This is a genomic window from Synechococcus sp. OH30 (assembly GCF_047462175.1).
GTDB lineage: Bacteria > Cyanobacteriota > Cyanobacteriia > Thermostichales > Thermostichaceae > Thermostichus.
Map to the genome: position 1 here is coordinate 209,675 of NZ_JANSIP010000001.1, position 16,435 is coordinate 226,109.

Annotated in this window: 15 protein-coding genes, 1 tRNA gene and 1 other RNA gene; 9 read left to right on the forward strand and 8 right to left on the reverse strand. The window is 60.6% G+C overall.

What is annotated here, in order from left to right; genetic code table 11:
- The first annotated feature begins 4 nt into the window (after positions 1–4).
- Together lipA and rnpB are read left to right on the forward strand one after the other, a co-directional pair.
- Positions 5–907: a lipoyl synthase gene (gene lipA, locus NW830_RS01095; protein ID WP_414359687.1), complete on the forward strand. Its 903-nt coding sequence runs from the start codon at positions 5–7 to the stop codon at positions 905–907.
- 199 nt (positions 908–1,106) lie between these two features.
- Positions 1,107–1,558: RNase P RNA component class A (rnpB, locus tag NW830_RS01100), an RNA gene on the forward strand.
- A 31-nt stretch (positions 1,559–1,589) separates the two neighbouring features.
- Here the strand turns inward: rnpB and NW830_RS01105 are convergent.
- Positions 1,590–2,264, reverse strand: a complete 675-nt coding sequence (locus NW830_RS01105) for a TetR/AcrR family transcriptional regulator (protein ID WP_414359684.1) — start codon at positions 2,262–2,264, stop codon at positions 1,590–1,592.
- 300 nt (positions 2,265–2,564) lie between these two features.
- On the opposite strand from NW830_RS01105, the gene NW830_RS01110 reads away from it, so the two are divergent.
- Positions 2,565–3,449, forward strand: a complete 885-nt coding sequence (locus tag NW830_RS01110) for an acyl-CoA desaturase (RefSeq protein WP_414359681.1) — start codon at positions 2,565–2,567, stop codon at positions 3,447–3,449.
- 91 nt (positions 3,450–3,540) lie between these two features.
- On the opposite strand, the gene NW830_RS01115 is transcribed toward NW830_RS01110, so the two are convergent.
- On the reverse strand, positions 3,541–3,801 hold the full coding sequence (locus NW830_RS01115) for a hypothetical protein (protein ID WP_414359680.1): 261 nt from the start codon (positions 3,799–3,801) through the stop codon (positions 3,541–3,543).
- Between the two features lie 62 nt (positions 3,802–3,863).
- A complete protein-coding gene (panB, locus tag NW830_RS01120) occupies positions 3,864–4,649 on the reverse strand; it encodes a 3-methyl-2-oxobutanoate hydroxymethyltransferase (protein WP_414359678.1) in 786 nt (261 codons plus the stop codon).
- A 503-nt stretch (positions 4,650–5,152) separates the two neighbouring features.
- On the opposite strand from panB, the gene NW830_RS01125 reads away from it, so the two are divergent.
- Both NW830_RS01125 and NW830_RS01130 read left to right on the forward strand, forming a co-directional pair.
- Positions 5,153–5,239: transfer RNA gene (locus tag NW830_RS01125), tRNA-Ser, on the forward strand.
- Positions 5,239–5,988, forward strand: a complete 750-nt coding sequence (locus NW830_RS01130; RefSeq protein ID WP_414360064.1) for a phycocyanobilin:ferredoxin oxidoreductase — start codon at positions 5,239–5,241, stop codon at positions 5,986–5,988. Before NW830_RS01125 ends, NW830_RS01130 begins: the two co-directional genes overlap by 1 nt.
- A gap of 31 nt (positions 5,989–6,019) precedes the next feature.
- Here NW830_RS01130 and NW830_RS01135 read toward each other — a convergent pair whose 3' ends face one another.
- The gene (locus tag NW830_RS01135; protein ID WP_414359675.1) at positions 6,020–6,865 is read right to left on the reverse strand and encodes a hypothetical protein; all 846 of its coding nucleotides are present in this window, start codon (positions 6,863–6,865) and stop codon (positions 6,020–6,022) included.
- 250 nt (positions 6,866–7,115) lie between these two features.
- Between NW830_RS01135 and prmA the strand changes: the two genes are divergently transcribed.
- The 4 genes from prmA (at position 7,116) to NW830_RS01155 (ending at position 11,609) form a co-directional block, all read left to right on the forward strand.
- Positions 7,116–8,048, forward strand: a complete 933-nt coding sequence (gene prmA / locus NW830_RS01140; RefSeq protein ID WP_414359674.1) for a 50S ribosomal protein L11 methyltransferase — start codon at positions 7,116–7,118, stop codon at positions 8,046–8,048.
- Positions 8,018–8,773: a 16S rRNA (uracil(1498)-N(3))-methyltransferase gene (locus NW830_RS01145; protein WP_414359671.1), complete on the forward strand. Its 756-nt coding sequence runs from the start codon at positions 8,018–8,020 to the stop codon at positions 8,771–8,773. The genes prmA and NW830_RS01145 overlap by 31 nt, the downstream gene beginning before the upstream one ends.
- Before the next feature lie 84 nt (positions 8,774–8,857).
- Complete coding sequence (hisS, locus tag NW830_RS01150; RefSeq protein WP_414359668.1) at positions 8,858–10,117, forward strand: histidine--tRNA ligase; 1,260 nt, start codon at positions 8,858–8,860, stop codon at positions 10,115–10,117.
- A 7-nt stretch (positions 10,118–10,124) separates the two neighbouring features.
- Positions 10,125–11,609, forward strand: a complete 1,485-nt coding sequence (locus NW830_RS01155) for a hypothetical protein (RefSeq protein WP_414359666.1) — start codon at positions 10,125–10,127, stop codon at positions 11,607–11,609.
- A 7-nt stretch (positions 11,610–11,616) separates the two neighbouring features.
- Here NW830_RS01155 and NW830_RS01160 read toward each other — a convergent pair whose 3' ends face one another.
- The 4 genes from NW830_RS01160 to NW830_RS01175 all read right to left on the reverse strand — a co-directional run bounded on the left by NW830_RS01160 (position 11,617) and on the right by NW830_RS01175 (position 16,207).
- Positions 11,617–12,459 carry a universal stress protein gene (locus NW830_RS01160; RefSeq protein WP_414359664.1) on the reverse strand — a complete coding sequence of 281 codons (843 nt, stop codon included), beginning with the start codon at positions 12,457–12,459 and terminating at the stop codon, positions 11,617–11,619.
- Positions 12,460–12,560: 101 nt separating this feature from the next.
- On the reverse strand, positions 12,561–13,415 hold the full coding sequence (locus NW830_RS01165) for a hypothetical protein (RefSeq protein ID WP_414359663.1): 855 nt from the start codon (positions 13,413–13,415) through the stop codon (positions 12,561–12,563).
- A gap of 78 nt (positions 13,416–13,493) precedes the next feature.
- Positions 13,494–14,603, reverse strand: a complete 1,110-nt coding sequence (locus NW830_RS01170) for a hypothetical protein (protein ID WP_414359660.1) — start codon at positions 14,601–14,603, stop codon at positions 13,494–13,496.
- Complete coding sequence (locus NW830_RS01175; protein WP_414359658.1) at positions 14,600–16,207, reverse strand: hypothetical protein; 1,608 nt, start codon at positions 16,205–16,207, stop codon at positions 14,600–14,602. Before NW830_RS01175 ends, NW830_RS01170 begins: the two co-directional genes overlap by 4 nt.
- Between the last annotated feature and the right edge of the window lie 228 nt (positions 16,208–16,435).

Sequence of the window (16,435 nt, forward strand, 5' to 3'; positions counted from 1 at the left end):
TTCTTTGGGCGCTGTTGCTTCCCCTAGTGGCAAGCCCCCCTGGCTGCGGGCCAAGGCCCCCCAGCGGGTGGGATCCGTCAAACACCTATTGCGGGACTTAGGCCTGAACACCGTCTGTGAAGAGGCCTCTTGTCCCAACCTAGGAGAATGCTTTGCCAACGGCACTGCCACCTTTTTAATCATGGGCCCAGCCTGCACGCGCGCCTGCCCCTACTGCGACATCGACTTCACCAAACGGCCTCCGCCTTTGGATCCCACTGAGCCGCTGCGGGTGGCGGAAGCCGTGCAACGGCTGGGGTTGCGCCATGCCGTGATTACCTCCGTCAACCGGGACGATCTCCCCGATGGGGGAGCCAGCCAGTTTGTTGCCTGCATTACCGAAATCCGCCGCCGCATGCCCCAGACGACCATCGAGGTCTTGATCCCAGATCTGTGCGGCAACTGGCAGGCCTTGGAGCAGATTCTCGCTGCCCGCCCCACAGTGCTTAACCACAACACGGAAACCGTGCCCCGCCTCTACCGGCGGGTGCGCCCCCAAGGGAACTACGAGCGCTCCCTCAAGCTGCTGGAGTTGGCGCGGCAGTGGGATCCCGGCCTCTACACCAAGTCAGGAGTAATGTTGGGTCTGGGGGAAACCGCCGCAGAGATTTTGCAGGTCATGCAAGATCTGCGCCAGGTAGGGTGCGACATCCTTACTCTTGGCCAATACCTGGCTCCCAGTCCCAAGCACCTGCCAGTGGAGCGCTACGTGCCCCCGGAGGAGTTTGACCACTGGCGACGGGTGGGAGAAGAGCTGGGCTTTTTGCAGGTGGTGTCCTCCCCGCTTACCCGCAGCTCCTACCATGCCGAGGCTGTCCAAGAGCTGATGCAGCGCTTTCCCCGCCCAAGAACTCCCCTGGGAGGATAGGCCGACCGTTTGCCTCAACGGGACGGACTCCTGGCGGGGCTGGCTCCTTGCCAACGGTGGGAAGGCACTTAGCAGCGGCAGTTTTGCAAGCTGGTCAGCTGCTGCGCGGCAGCCAGCCAGTGGCCCCAGGGAGAACCCCAGCCCAGACAGAGGGGGATTTTCTACGCTAGAGGGATGCGGTAAGATTGAAAAGTGAAGAGATAGGAGGGGCAGGCGGTCGCGTCCTCGCTGTCGCCACCAGACAGCAGGATGAGGAAAGTCCGGGCTTTCAGAAGAACACACCGCTGGGGAAAGCCCAGTGCGGGAAACCGCGAGGATAGTGCCACAGAAACATACCGCCGATGGCTGGGATCCCAGCACAGGTAAGGGTGCAAAGGTGGGGTAAGAGCCCACCAGCAGCGTCGTGAGGCGCTGGCTCGGTAAACCCCGGTGGAAAGCAAGGCCGCAGCTGCAGGATTATGGCTGTTCTTCGCCCCTGTCAGCTGCACCGAGGTCACGGTACTCAACCAAGCAGTTGGGGAAGGGTGGTCTCGGTGGTGGTGAGCCGCTAGAGGGTGATGGTAACATCACTCCCAGAGAGATGACCGCCAGTGAGGGCTGCTCCTTGGAGCACCCCACTACAGAACCCGGCTTACAACCTCCTCATCTCTTCTTTAATTACCCAGCCCTGAGGAGATTTTTTTCAGGGCGGGCTGTAGGCCTGCTTCATGCCCGTCAGGGCTGCCATCCACAGCTCTACACAGGCTTGCAGGAGAGCGGGGACGCCGGGGCAAGACATACCTTTGTCCGCTGGGTTAGACGAGGGCTGGTCGGTGTTGCTGCAGGGCAAGCCAGCAGTAACGGCCAGCAGAGCTGCCCCTAGAATCATCAAGTGGAGAGCCCCAGCAGCTGCATGAAGGCGCTCAGAGTCGATTGCCTGTAGGTCTGGGCTGGGGATCTGTTTCAGGTAGTTGCAGAGCTGCTCTTGTGCCTGCAGGAAGCCTGCTCTCAAGGCACGGCGATGCTCCTCGGAGTAGGAGCCTGCTTCTCCCACCAACGAGCGCACCAGTTCAGGGTTATCGGCTAGAGCTTGGAAGCAGGTTTGGACATAGCGGAGGAGAATGGCCTGCAGCTCAGCGCTCTGGAAGGTGGTGGGATCCGCTGGAAGGGGTAAGTCGGCAACACCGGAGAAAACTCCCAGCTCAGCGAATACAGCTAGGAGCAGCCCCTGCTTGCTGCCAAAGTGCCGAAACAGGGTTACTTCATGAACCCCAGCCAAGTCTGCAATTTGCCGAGTGGTCGTCTGGGCAATGCCCTGACGGACGAATAGCTCTCGAGCTGCCTTCAGCAGCCTTTGCCGGGAAGAGGGACGTGCCATGGTGGGTGATGGGGTAAGGAGCCAAGAGAAGATCCTGAAGATGAAAAGCAGTCTGCAAGTATCACTTGCACTTGGGGTGAAATATCGTTAAGCTTAACCTCAGGCGAGATACCATCGGCCACTCTTTTGCTCTCTTGCTTCTAGCCGTCTCCCTTGCTGAGGCTTGCACCGGTAAGGGAAAGAGGGATTCAGCGCATTTCTTAGCGCTGGAGAAAAGCGGCTTTTGCATGAGAAGCAAGCGTGCAAGGAGCGATTGAACTCTGCTCTACTTTTTTCTCTACCTTGAGGTTTGTCTAGTTCATGACTGTCTCCCTTTCCCCCAATTCCTTGGGCAATCCTAACAACCCTGTTCCCTTGATTCAACCTGAGTCCCGGAAGCCTTTTCGGTTTGCTTGGGAGTTCGTTCTTTTTTTCATAGCCCTCCACAGCGTTGCTTTGGTGGGTGGCATTCTTTTCTTCTCCTGGTCTGCCTTGGGAGTAGCCCTATTTTTCCACTGGTGTTTTGGCAGCTTGGGGATTTGCTTGGGGTATCACCGCCTTCTCAGCCATCGCAGTCTCCAGGTGCCCAAGTGGCTGGAGTATGTTTTTGCTACACTTGGTACCCTGGCTCTTCAAGGAGGGCCAATCTTTTGGGTAGGTGGCCATCGCCAGCACCACGCGTTTACTGAGGACGAGGAAAAGGATCCCTACTCAGCCAGCAAAGGCTTTTGGTGGAGCCACATGCTTTGGCTAATCTACCAGCGAGAAGAGTTCTTCAACCCTGAGAAGTATTTTGCCTTTGCGCCAGACTTGGCTCGGGATCCCTTTTACCGCTGGCTGGACAAGTATGGGCTACTGCTGCAACTGCCGCTAGCTGCTGGGCTCTATCTGGTGGGGGGCTGGCCGTTTGTTATCTACGGCATCTTTGTACGGACGGTGCTGCTGCTGCACTGCACCTGGTTGATCAATTCAGCCAGCCACTTCTGGGGCTATCGAACGTTCGAGAGCAACGACAATGCCCGTAACCTTTGGTGGGCTGCTCTTTTGACCTACGGCGAAGGCTGGCACAACAACCATCACGCTGATCCAAAGTGCGTAAAAGCAGGCTTGCGTTGGTGGGAAATTGACATGACCTACTGGGTCATTTGGCTGCTGGCGCAGCTAGGCTTGGCCCGTAAGCTGCACCTACCAGTTCAGAGTCAGTAACTTCCCGAGGCGCTTCTGATCCAAAACTTTTCCAGCTAAAAAGTAGGCCAGGGATCCTTATCTAGGATCCCTGTTTCGCCCACCTAGGACACTAATCTTCTAGGGGGCTATACTGCCATGGCCCATAGTGGTCAAGAATGCGCTGAATTTGCTCTCTATCAGCCTCTGGTGCTTGGTAGATGTGCAGTGCCTCAATTTGGCTAGCAGAGTAGTCAAAGGTGGGATCTTTTCTCCATTCCAGCTGCGTTTCTACGCCGGGAATGCAAGCCAAGTGGGCAGCCAGCTCCCGATAAACCATCAGGGGCATGGAGGCATACCGAACGGCATAGCGCTTCAGTCCAGCAGGAACCACAAGGGTTACCTCATTAGTTCTGCTTCCTTACTTGGATAACACAGTTTGCTCCCAGGGAGCTCTTAGGGAGGAGGAAACACTTTCTGGCGGACATCCTCAGCAAAAGTTTCCACGGCCTCTCGGATTACCTGTCTTAAATTGGCGTAGGCCTTAGCAAAAGGCGGGATTCGCTCACTTAAGCCCAGGAGGTCATGGGTGACGAGGATCTGACCGTCGCAGGCAGGGCCGGCTCCAATTCCCAAAGTTGGGATCTGGAGTTGCCGGGTAATCTGCGCGGCTAAGTCCGCCGGCATATGTTCCAGGACTAGGGCAAAAGCTCCCGCTTGCTCTAGGTTCAAAGCTTCCTGGCACAGCCGCTCTGCCTCTTCCGGTGTTTTTCCCTGCTGGCGGTAGCCCCCCAGCTGGTGTTTAGCCTGGGGTGTGAGGCCAATGTGGCCCAGAACGGGGATCCCTCGCTGCACCAAAAAGGCAACCGTTTCCACCATAGCGGGGTAGCCCCCCTCCAGCTTCACCCCATTGACTCCCGCTTCCTTGATTAGCCGGCCTGCCGAGAGGAGAGCCTGTTCTTTGTGGACTTGGTAACTCAAAAAGGGCAGGTCAGCCACCAGAAAGGCCCGCACTACCCCCCGGCGCACCGCCTGGGCATGGTGGATCATCTGTTCCAGCGTCAAGGGCAGGGTGCTACTGTAGCCCAGACTGGTCATGGCCAGGCTGTCGCCCACCAGGATCAGGTCAATCCCAGCCTGATCCAAAATCTGGGCTGTGGCGTAGTCGGCAGCCGTGAGGGCCACCAGCGGTTGACCTATCTGCTTAGCCTGGCGAAAGTGGTGAATGGAAAGGGCAGCCATACCTCCATGATCTCATTGCAGGGGCCGCCTTCTGGACTAGCTACACTCCGCAGGCGCCCCCCTCTGTCCGTAGGACGGTCGCGGTAGCAGGGCGGAGGGCAAGGATCGGCGGGAATGCAGCTGTGGTAATGCATAACTCCAATATGACTCAAGTCCTGCCTATTGCTTGCAAACTCAAGGTTTCTAATGGGTAAGCGGGACAGGGCAGAGAAAACTTCAACCTCTCCGCTATTAGGAAGTTCATGCTTAGTTTAGCCAGGAGAGAAACCGTCCAGTGAAAGTATTCAGGACTGGCTTTCCCCTAAGCCGCAGCAATGCCGCTGGAGGAGAGGCAGACCCTCCTGGTGCGAGGGTGATGGGGGGCTGGGCGTACTGTAGCTGGCTTGCTACCTACAGGGCTACCCTTTGCCTCGGCGGGGCGGGGTTCTTGAGCCGGCACTCTCTGTTCGGCCCACACAGGATAGCCTGTTTGTCGCTAATATATTATATTGTGATGGATAGATGGAAGGGTGACAGAGTGGTTGATTGTGGCGCTCTCGAAAAGCGTTGTGGCCGTGAGGCCACCGTGGGTTCGAATCCCACCCCTTCCGTGGTTACTCCTCCTACGTTGCAAGCCCAAGTGCATCCCCTCATTGGGCGCCTTGCGGAGGCGATTCTGAGCACTTGGGGATCCCACCTCACCTTGACCCCCTATGACCTGCCCGAGGATCTGGGCTACGTGGAGGGCCGCCTAGAAGGCGAGAAACTGCAGATTGAAAACCGCTGCTACCAGGGGGGGCCCTTCCGCAAGTTGCACCTGGAGCTGGCCCAGGCTGGCCAAAGCCTGGACATTCTCCACTGTGTCATGTTTCCTCAACCGCAGTACCCGCTGCCGCTGTTTGGCTGTGACATTGTGGCCGGCCGCGGCCAGGTAAGTGCTGCCATTGTCGATCTCTCACCGGTTACTCCCACTTTGCCAGATCCCTACATCCAGGAGCTGGAAGCCCTGGGATCCCATCGCGCTCCTTTTCAGCAGCGACGGCAACTTCCCTCCTGGGGGACGATCTTCTCCCCCTACTGCCTGTTTGTGCGTCCCACTAACGAAGTCGAGGCCGAGCGCTTTTTGCACTTTGCCTGCCGTTACCTGGAGCTGCACTGCCAGCTGGCGCACCAGATCCCCCCGCAGACGGATCCCAGCCAGATTATGGCGCACTACCAAGGGCAGCAGCGCTACTGCAGTCAACAACAGCAAAACGACCGCACCCGCCGCGTTTTGGAAAAAGCTTTTGGCCCCGCCTGGGCCGAGCGCTACATGAGCACCGTCCTTTTTGACTTGCCCCCCAGTCCTCTGCAGATCTAGGGCCATTCGCCTCAGGGGGACGGTGTCCTTTCTAGACGGGTTCCCCTTGCAGCCGCCGTTGGATGCTCAACGCCAATTTCTGCCCCAGCAACTCCGGCAAAGTTGGGGCTGCCTCCGGGCCTAGCAGGTAGAAGATAAAGCGCACCCGTTTGCGGCGGAGCAGCAAATTGAGGTTAACAACGGTCAAATCCTCCTGCGCCAGAGCGGTCATTACCCGGTAAAATACACCTGGCTGGTTGTCCACCTCCACTAGTAGCGTGGGCAGGTGAAACAGGGGGTCAAGATAAAAAGAAACCTGAGTGTCCTTTAGAGCAGCCTTGAGATCAAACTCCAGCGCCAAGGTTTCATGAACAGGAAACGCTCCTGCCAAGCACTCGTGAATGGCCCGTTCTAGGCTAAGTTTGGTTTGGGCAGAAAGGCTGTGCCCATCCCGCGAGACAGTGACCCGAATAAATACCAAGTGGGGTGCGTAGATCTGCCCGTAGAGATGGATGCTGTGCACTGAGAGATTGAATGCCGTGAGCACCCCAAACAGATCGCTGAGCAGAGAGGGGCGATTGCGGTAAGCTAGACAAACCAGTGTCTTACAGCGCTCGTCCTGCATCTGCACCACTGCCTTGCGAGTCTGGTAGAGGGCATAGGCCAGACGCAGGTTTTGCACCTGAACCTCGCTGCTGACAAACTGGCTGTAAAAAGGCGGAAAGCTCTGGTTAAAGCGCCGCATCAGAGCTGTTCGCGTCAGGGGGACGGAGCTCTTGCTAGGGTTGACCTTGAGTAGATGGGGATCCCCAGCTCCCCCTCCTTGGTCCACCTTCCGCTCCCCGGCCGGCTCGAGAGAAGGTGGGGTGCCCTGTTCTGGCGACTGCTCGGCTACCATTCCTCTCACCCCTTGCATTGCCACTTGACAAAGAACACAGCTTAGCTCCCTCCCCTCGTGCAGAGCTTTGCCAAGGATACGAAGTGCGCGTTCAATTCTTCTCCTGTTCTATCCCAGGGGATCGAGGGGGGCATCAAACCCCTCATCAGGGGGGCTGCCCGTTAGCGGGTGATCCTAGACTAGAAAAGAACTGGCTTGCCCAAGCCAAGGGGTATGGCAGCCGTTTTCGTTTCCCCAGGCAGGAACTCCCGTGAACAGGACCACTCCTGATCCCTCCTCCCGTTCCTCTGCCCAGCTGCTGGATCCCGCCGGAAGCTGGTGGGATCTCCACATCGTTGCCTCCCCTGTTCAGGAGGACCAGATCTTTTGGCGGCTGGAGAGCTTTGGCTGTCAAGGCATGGCCAGCCAGGCTCATGACGAAGGCCAAATCAGCATTCATGCCTACTTGCCCTGCTCCCGCGCCACCCTCTTGGACTTGGCAGCTCTGGCCCTGCGCCTGCGGCAAGATGCCCTCGTAGCTGGCCAGCCCCTTCCCAAACTGCGCTGGGAACGCATAGAGGCGGAGGACTGGAGCAGCAGTTGGAAGCAGCACTGGCAGCCCCAGTGGGTCGGGGACAGGTTGCTTATTTGTCCGTCTTGGCTGGATCCACCTCCCCACCCCGGTCGTCTCCTGCTGCGGCTGGATCCGGGCATGGCCTTTGGCACAGGTACTCATCCGACCACCCAGCTTTGCCTGGAGGCCCTGGAGATGCGCCTTGGGGGGGGTGCTGGGGGAGTCACAGTGGCCGATGTGGGCTGTGGTTCGGGCATTTTGTCCGTGGCAGCGGCTCTCTTAGGAGCCAAGCGGGTTTATGCCGTGGATGTTGACCCGCTGGCGGTGCAGGCCACTCTCCAGAACCGGGATCTCAACGGCCTGACGGATCGCATTGTGGTGGCCAAAGGTAGCCTGGAGCACATTCCCGAGATGGTGGAGGGGCTGGTGTGCAACATTCTGACGGAGGTGATCCTAGACATGATCCCGCAGTTTGGCCTGGTGGTGAAAAGAGGGGGCTGGCTCATCCTCAGCGGCATTCTCCTGGAGCAGGCCAAGCTGGTTACGGAGATGTTGGAGGCCCACGAGTGGTTGGTTGCATCCCTTTGGCGACGGGGGGAATGGTGCTGTCTGAACGCACGCACAATTTAAGTTCCCTGCCCCGCCTAGCCATCGATCCGGCCCAACGGGATCCCGCGGGCGGGCTCCATTTAAGTAGCTCACAGCGGCACTACCTGCAGCGGGTGCACCGCCTCCGGCCAGGGGATCCCTTTTTGGTTTTGGATGGCTCCGGCAAGCTGTGGCTAGCCCATTGGCAGCCCCAGAAATGCCAGATTGCAACCGAGGTGGAGGCGCTGCCGCGGGAATTGCCCGTTTACCTGCATCTGGGCTTGGCAGTGGTCAAGGGGCTGGGGTTTGATGAGGTGTTTCGCCAGGTTACTGAGCTGGGGGTAGCCCGCATTACCCCTTTGCTGACGGAGCGCACCGTGGTAGAGCCGGGATCTGGGCGGCAGGAACGCTGGCAAAAAATTGTGCGGGAGGCAGCAGAACAGTGTGAGCGGCTGCACTGGCCCCAAGTTGACCCGCCTACTTCCTGGAGCCGCTGGCTGGCCGAGCTAAGGGCCAACTGGTGGGGTATAGCCGTCGCCCGCCAGGACGCCCCTCTGCTGCTGCAGGTCCTACCGCAACTGCGGGATCCCGTGGTGGCACTGGCTATTGGCCCAGAAGGGGGCTGGACAGAGAGCGAGCGGCGCCAGGCGGAAGCCTACGGCGGAGTGCCTGTCTCCTTGGGCCCGACAATCCTGCGATCCACCACAGCAGCTGTGGCCGCTGCCAGCCAAGTTGCCGCCTTCTATGCTAGTTTGAGCCGAGGCTAGCTCGCTCTACCCCTCGGCAGCAGGAACACGGTTGCCGATATTATGGCATTGACATAAACCCTTGGGGGCCCAAGAGGAGCCAACATGGAGAAAATCCAGGCGGTGCGAGGCACCCGCGACATTCTGCCGCAGGAGGTGAGGCTGTGGCAGCAGGTGGAGGCCAGGGCTCGCGAGATCTTGGGGCGGGCCAACTACCAGGAGATCCGCACCCCCATTTTGGAGTTAACAGAGCTTTTTGCCCGCAGCCTCGGCAGCGCCACTGACGTGGTGGGCAAGGAGATGTTTTCCTTTAGCACTCGCGGCGAGCAGGAGGTAAGCCTGCGCCCTGAGAACACTGCTGGTGTGGTGCGGGCCTATATCCAGCACGGGCTGCAGATGGCAGGCGATGTGCAGCGCCTATGGTATTGCGGGCCCATGTTTCGCTACGAGCGTCCCCAAGCGGGGCGGCAACGCCAGTTCCATCAGTTGGGGGTGGAGCTCCTAGGCAGCCGGGATCCCCGCGCTGACGCCGAGGTCATTGCTCTGGCTTGGGAGCTGTTGCGGGCGGTGGGGGTGGAAAACCTTACCTTGCGGCTCAACTCCCTCGGGGATGGGCAGGATCGGCGGGCCTACCGCCAAGCCCTAGTGGACTACTTCACCCCCTTGAAAGAGCAGCTTGATCCCGACTCCCAGGAGCGCCTCAGCCGCAACCCCTTGCGCATCCTTGACAGCAAGGATCCCCATACCCGCGCCCTTGCCGAGAAAGCGCCCAAGCTGCCCGATTACCTCAGTGCTGACTCACGCGCCTTCTTCGAGCAAGTGCAAGCCCATCTCAAGGCCCTAGACATCCCCTATGAGCTGGATCCCTACCTGGTGCGTGGCTTGGACTACTACACCCACACCGCCTTCGAAATTGTCTCGCCCGAGCTAGGAGCCCAGAGCACTGTCTGCGGGGGCGGGCGCTACGACGGCCTGGTGGAAGAGCTGGGCGGGCCGCCAACCCCAGCGGTGGGCTGGGCTATTGGCCTGGAGCGGCTGGTGCTGCTGCTGCAAAAAAAGCAGCCAGAGGGGGTGGCAGGGCCCCTAGACGTCTACGTGATCTCCCGCGGAGCCAAAGCGGAAGCTCAATCCCTTCTCGTTGCCCAGGCCCTGCGCCAAGCTGGTTTTTGCACCGAGCTGGATCTCAGCGGCAGCCCCTTTAGCAAACAGTTCAAACGGGCTAGCCGTAGCGGCGCCACTTGGGCTGTGGTGCTGGGAGAGGCGGAAGCTGCGGCCGGGGAGGTGCAGCTGAAGCACTTGCCCACAGGACAGCAGCAAACCCTCCTGCAAGCTGAGCTGGTGAAGTATCTACTCTCCCAAAGGTGACTGCGCAATGCTGAGTTTTTGGGTACGGCGCGATGGACAAGAAGAATGGCAGCCAGTACCAGCCGAGGGAGCCATTCTGGAGGAGGACACTTACACCATCCTGGCCCGTTGTCCCCAACCCTACTTCACCATTACTGTGGAAGTTCACTACCGCCCTTTGACAGCAGAAGATGAGGGAGCTCCAGCGGAGGCGAAAGCCTCAAAGAGAGCCACCTCGCTCCTGCAAACCCGTTCGGTGCGCACCAACGAGGAGGGGATCAGCCTCATCTTGCCGGCCACCCACCTCTCCCCTGGTTTCTGGGAGCTGCACTGCCGCGATGCCGATTTGATAGCTGAGCTGTTTGGCGAGACGGAGCTAAACAATTGTCTGCGTTTCCAGGTCGTACCCGCCCCAGCTCAGTCGGAACCAGCAGCACCCTCGGTGGTCCAGCCAACGGAGCCCGAAGCTTCCACTCAGACCCAAGAGGCTGCCGTCCCCCCAGAGCTGTTTTCCCTCCTGCACAGCGACCTGGAGGGATCCCCCCAGGAAGTGCTGGTGTTAACCGGGCGAATTGGCTGTAGCGGCGAACTCCAGGTGCAGCTTTGGCAGGAAGGGAACCAGGATCCCCTTTTCCAAGGGCGACGGCAGATTCAACTCCCAGGGCAAGCGCGAGCGGCAGTGTTTAGCCTTCCCCTTACCCTGCCAAGTCAGCCGTGGGCGCGTCCTCTGCGGGGAGAGCTGCGCCTCACTCCCTCCTCTGGGCAGGCTTCAGAGCCGCTCACGATTCCTTTTTCCATTCGCTGCCGCAGCCAAGAATCCCTTGCCTCGGAGACCCCCCTCCCCCAGCAGCACCAAGAGGAAGACAGGTTGACGGACGTTGCCACTCCTGCCTCGACCACAACCCTGCTTTCTCCCGAGCGAACTTTGCAGAAGTTGTTGCGCATCTGGCAGGGCAGCTCCCCAGCTCCCCGCCCGGCTCAGCCGGGAGAGCTGCCTGCCGACACCGTACCCCCAGCTGAGGCCCAAGCCGAAGCAGAGGCAGTGCCTCCTTCCTCCCTTCCGCCCTCCCCCTCACCTGAGCTGCCCAGCGAAGAGGCTGTCCTGCCAGTCCCGCCCGCGCTACCTTTGCCGGTTACTGAGCAGAACCCAGAAGCCTTGCCCCTAGGAGTGTGCCCAGCGCCACAGCTGCTGGTGCCCGAACAACTGCGGGCAGGTGACAATTTCGATGTAGTGCTGCGTTTGCCGGCCTCGGTCAATTCTGCCAGTGGCTCGACCTCTCAGCCTCCTTTGTGGATTAAGTTTTGGGTCAAGCACGGCCGCACCCGCTCGCTGGTGGATGGCCCCCGTTGGTTGCTGGACTTCTCCCGCGATGACCAGGGACGGTGGCAAGCCCTCACCCGCATGACCATTCCCCCCGGCGTCCCTGAACTCATCTTCGAGGCTTGGGCCGTCAGTCCGGATCGCCAGCAGCAAAGCGACCGCGTGACGGAGCGCCGTTCTATCCTGCCTTAGGGATCCCTCAGTCTCGGTCTTGGGCCGAGCGCACCATCAGCACAGGGCAGCCGATGTGCACCCGCACATAGTCGGAGATGGAGCGCCCCAGCAGCCGATCCAAGTCGGGGATGCTGCGGGCAATGCTGGGCCGGCGATCCGGAGATCCCATCACCAACAGGTCGGCCTTGCTCTCTTCCGCCAAGCGGACGATCTCGGCGCCGGGATCGCCGACCGCTGTAAACAGCCGGTGGGGAATTTGGCGGCTTTTGAGGGTGGCAATGGCTTTGTCTATAACCTCGTCCCGGCCTTGGGCGTCGGCATCCAGTTGTACCGAGGCCAGAAAAATCTGGGCTCCCGGGATACCGGCAACCAGATCCAGGGCTGTGGCAAAGGCAGCCTGGGCGGCAGGGGAGTTGTTGAGGGCCACCATGACGTGGCTGGGGTATTTGACGTAGGCGTCGTCTTTAACCAGCAGCATGGGGCAGGAGGCGAGCTGGAAGACGTATTGGCTGACCGAGTTCTGCAAAATGGCCATGATGCGGTTGCGCCCGCGGGATCCCATCACGATGAGGGGATTGGGCAGGGACTCGGCCACCTGCAACACCACCACCTTGGGATCCCCTTCCACCAGTTGAGTGCTGATCTTCAACCCAGGCCGCGGGGGAAAACTCTGCAGCGTCTGGGCCAACAGCTCCTGCCCCTTTTGCCAGGCAGCGCGCATGTCCTCAGCAGAGGTCTGGGAAGGCACCGCATGCAGCAGGGTTACGTGGCACTGGGCAAAGGCCGGCAAAGATAGCAGCGTGTGCACCATTTGCTCGGTGGGGCCGCTGCCGTCGATGGCGGCAACGATGTTTTCAAAGCGAGGCATGGGACCCGTTCTCCAGGCCAAGGTTTGCCAAGTCTCATCCTAGATCTGCCTCTGCCGATCCCTGCTGCCGCGGCAGATACCCCGCAACATTTTGTTGAGTTTTAGTAACTTAGCCACACATAGCCAGTGAAGCCGCCGCCGGCATTGGTGTTGCGGCCTGTTAAAAACTGAAATCCCCCTAGCCCCAGGGTCAGCCCCTCCTCTAGGCGCCAGTTGAGCTGGCCGGAAAGCTTGAGGTTGCTGTAGTCGGGATCCTGCACCGCCAGATCCCCAAAAAGGAGCGGGGCGCCGTTGCCAAGGGTGAAGTCGCCATCCAAAGCCACAATGGCCTGCACCTCAGGGCTGAGATCTGCTCCAAAGGTCAAGTTGGCCTTGAGACGGTCGCCGGGGTAGCCCAGGTAGTCCCGAAAGGTCAGACAGGAGTCGAAAAAGGCGGGCAGGGATCCCAGCTTGCCCGAAGCGGCCAGGCCGGCGCTGAGGTCGTAGCCGAAAACCCCATAGCCCAAGGGCAGGGGGGTGTTCTGGGTGGCATATCCCGGCGGGATCAGGGCCGTCAATTGAGCCGAGAAAAAGGGATCCCCCTCTCCCCAGGTGTGGCGCAGGCCCAGCTCCAGATCCCGCAGGCCCTGGTTGCGCTGGGTAACGGTCTCAGCCCCGCTGGCAAAGCGATTTTCCAGGAAAACGTAGCTGGTGTTGAGGTTGAGGGTGAGGCGATCGCTGAGGCCGGTTTCGCCAAACAGGTTGAGGCGGGTCTCGCCGTACTCGGAAAGGGCCTGCTGCAGACGTCCCCCCTGGTCAAAGCGGGTGCGGGGTTGGTACACCTCGGGCCGGAGCGAGAAAAACGTTTTCCCTGCCCCGCGAGGGAAGCTGCAGCCAGCCCAGGACGGCAGCTCCCAACCCCCCAAGACAAGGCCCAGGCCCAGTAGCCAGCTTCTTGCAATTGCCAAAGGCTTCATCTAGGGATCCCCCTCGACGGCGCCGCCAAGGGGGATTGTACCTGCAGAGCTCCGTTTTGGGCCTTCGTCTCCATCCACCTACACCCTCTGGGCAATAGCCGGCAAACCTACGCGGGCCCGGAATTGCCGGGCTGCCGTCAGCGCCCCATAGGGATCCCCCTTGTAGAGGCCGTAGTGCATCAGGGACAGGCGCCGCAATCCCAGTTGCGACACCTCCTGCAGCCACTCGGGCCGGCTCATGATCTCAAAATCCACTTGGACGGTGTCGGCCCGGCCACCGTTGGGGTGCTTGTCCTTAATCGAGGGCTCGTAGTGGGCCAGCATCAGGTTGCGGTGGATGGGGGCAAAGAGACGGCAGCAGAGGCGGATCTGCTCGGGGTTACCCGGATCTGGGCCGTTGAGCTCTGGGTTGAACTCCCCCGGCCGCCGCTGGCGCATCGACTGGAAGGCGATCCCGTCCATTTGGCTCATCGTCTCGGCAAAAGGCTCCACCATGCTGCGCCCTGCCCCCCGGCGGGGATCGTCAAAAGTGGCAATCCAGCCGCCCCAGCAGAGAGCCACCTCGGCCTCGGGCAGCCGCTCCTTGATGGCCTGGCGGGCTCTTAAGACGTTGCGCATGAGAGCCTGGTAGTAGGGGGCAGTGTCGGCGTTGTAGGTATCGGCAGGGACGCGCCAGTAGGAAAACTCAGTGGCCAGGCTCCAGTAGGTGGGGCGGCCCTGGGGATTGGCTTGGGCAATATACCCGGCCAGCTCGGCTACGTCCTGGATAAACTGCGGCGAGAGGTGGTAGTCGCCGCAGGGGCGGGTGGTGTCGTCTTCCCAGGTGATGATGTGCAGGCTGTAGCCCCGCTCAAACCACTGCCGCAAAAGCCCCGCCTGGTGCCAGTTACGCCAGAAGGAGAGATCCCCCTGGCGGTGGTCAAAGCTGTTGAGCCAGCCGCTTAAGAAATGGGGATCCCAGTCCCGCGCCACCGCTGCCACCTGCGGATCCGACTCGATTTCCCAGAGGAAGCGACCGGGATCCTCGCCAATGCCCACCTCCCAGCGGGCCAAGAGCTCTGACAAGTTCAGGTTCCCCGTGGCAACGTTCTCGGAGCCCTGACCACAGCCGGCAACTCCAGAGGCAGCCAGCAGCGCTCCGCCCATCTGCAGCACCTGTCGCCGCGGCCATTGCCGTTTCCAGGTCATCTCGTCTCCTCCTCAAGCTCTGCCTGGCGGGCCCACAGCCGCACCTGCGGGGAGCTGTAGACCTCCCTAAAGCCCGGCAGCCCCTCAAAGGTAAGCTCAGGCCAAAATTGCAGGATGCGGTCGGCGCTCCGCAAGGGATCCGCCGGCCCCGCCACCAGCAAGTAGTCCACCCGCTCCTGGGGGTGTTGCAGGGCCAAGGCAAACTCGTACTGGTGGGGAGTAAGGAACAAGCGGGGATCCCCCGCCCAAAAGATAGCCTCAAAGTGGATGTCGTCGTCCACCAACACCTTCTCGCCAGGCAGCAGGTGGCGGCGGAGATATTCCCCTACTTGGCGCTTTGCCTGCCGCTGCCGGCGCCACGCTGCCAGGACCTGCCCCGCGGAGGTCACTTCGTAGAGGTCTTGGGCCGCTTCCAACTCACGGCTAAGGGGCGCCACCCCTGCCACCAGCCGCTCCCAGAGATCCCGCTCCTCAACCACCAGGGGCGCCAAAAATCGTGGCTCTTGGCTTAGCCCATAGCCGGCGGTGAGGCAGTTCAGTCCCAAAAGGGCAGTGATCAACAGCCGCTTGGCCCAGCCGGGGCCGGCTCCGCGGACTAAGTAGGCCCCCATCAGCAACGGCAGCGGCACCCAGACGAGAGCAAAGCGGCTCAGCTCCGGCAAAAACAGCCCCTGCCCCAGGGAAGCCAAGAGGATCACCAGCGGCATCGCCCAGATCAAGGCCCAGACCCAGCGGCCCAGCAGGGATCCCATCCCCAAGAGGAGATAGGCAGGGGCCAGCACCGCCAGCCACTTCCCCAGCTCCACCAACCCCCGCCAGCCGCCGGCCTGCTGCAGGTCTTCCCGCAACTGCGGCAGGCGCAGGCCGCTACCCACCTGGTAGGTAAAAGCCCAGGGATCCCCCACCGCCAACCAGTTGACATACAGCCAGCTCAGGATCAGGGCCAGGCTGATAAACCCCACCACCAGCAGCGAGACCCAGCGAAACCCCCAAGATTCGCGGCGAAAAGCCACCAGCAGCAGTCCTGCCAGCCAGGGCAACAGCCAGCCGCTCTCCCAGCGCAGCGCCATCAGCGGCCCCAAGGCCAGCCCAATGAGCAGCAGCCGCAGGGTAACGGGCAGCTCGTCCTTCTCCGCTGCTTGTTTCTCGTTGGCCAGAGGGAACAACAAGGCCATGTTCACCCCCACTAAAAGCGAGGTGGCCGTCCAAACGGGGCTGCGCAGCAGCATCAGGAGCAAAGCCGGCTGCAGCAGCAGCAACAGGCCCCACAGCCAGCGCCACCCCAAGCCGACAGGCAAACGGCGCAACTGTTGCCCCATCCAATCCAACACCAGGGATCCCAAAATGGCCTGCAACACCAGCGGCGAGCGCCCCAAAATGGCCGTGGCCAGCACCAGCGAAGGGGGAAAGGTGGTGCCGACAATCGGCAGGCGCGGATCCGGCCCCAGGGCGGCTACGGATCCCTTGTAGCCAAGAAACTGCATCTCTAGGCTCACCCAGCCCCAGCCTTCCTTCAACCCCCACAAGAGGCCAGCCAGGAGCAGCAAAGGGATCCCTACCGGCGCAACGAGCCTCAAGATAGCTTTAAGCCGGTTTACAAACATCCATACCCTATGAACGAGTTTCGCTAAACTTGACGGGCTAGGGCACTGCAACACCCTAGCTGATCCTAAGAGCAACTTGATGCCAACAAGTTTTGCAAAAACTGTTAGAGATGCAAGGGCGGGTTAGTATTCCCCTTCTCGAGACTTTTTTTCTACGAGTTTTGGCGTATTGGGTTCAGCAAGATGGTCGATGAAAAGTTGCCGCGCCGCAGATGAAGATAAGAGAGT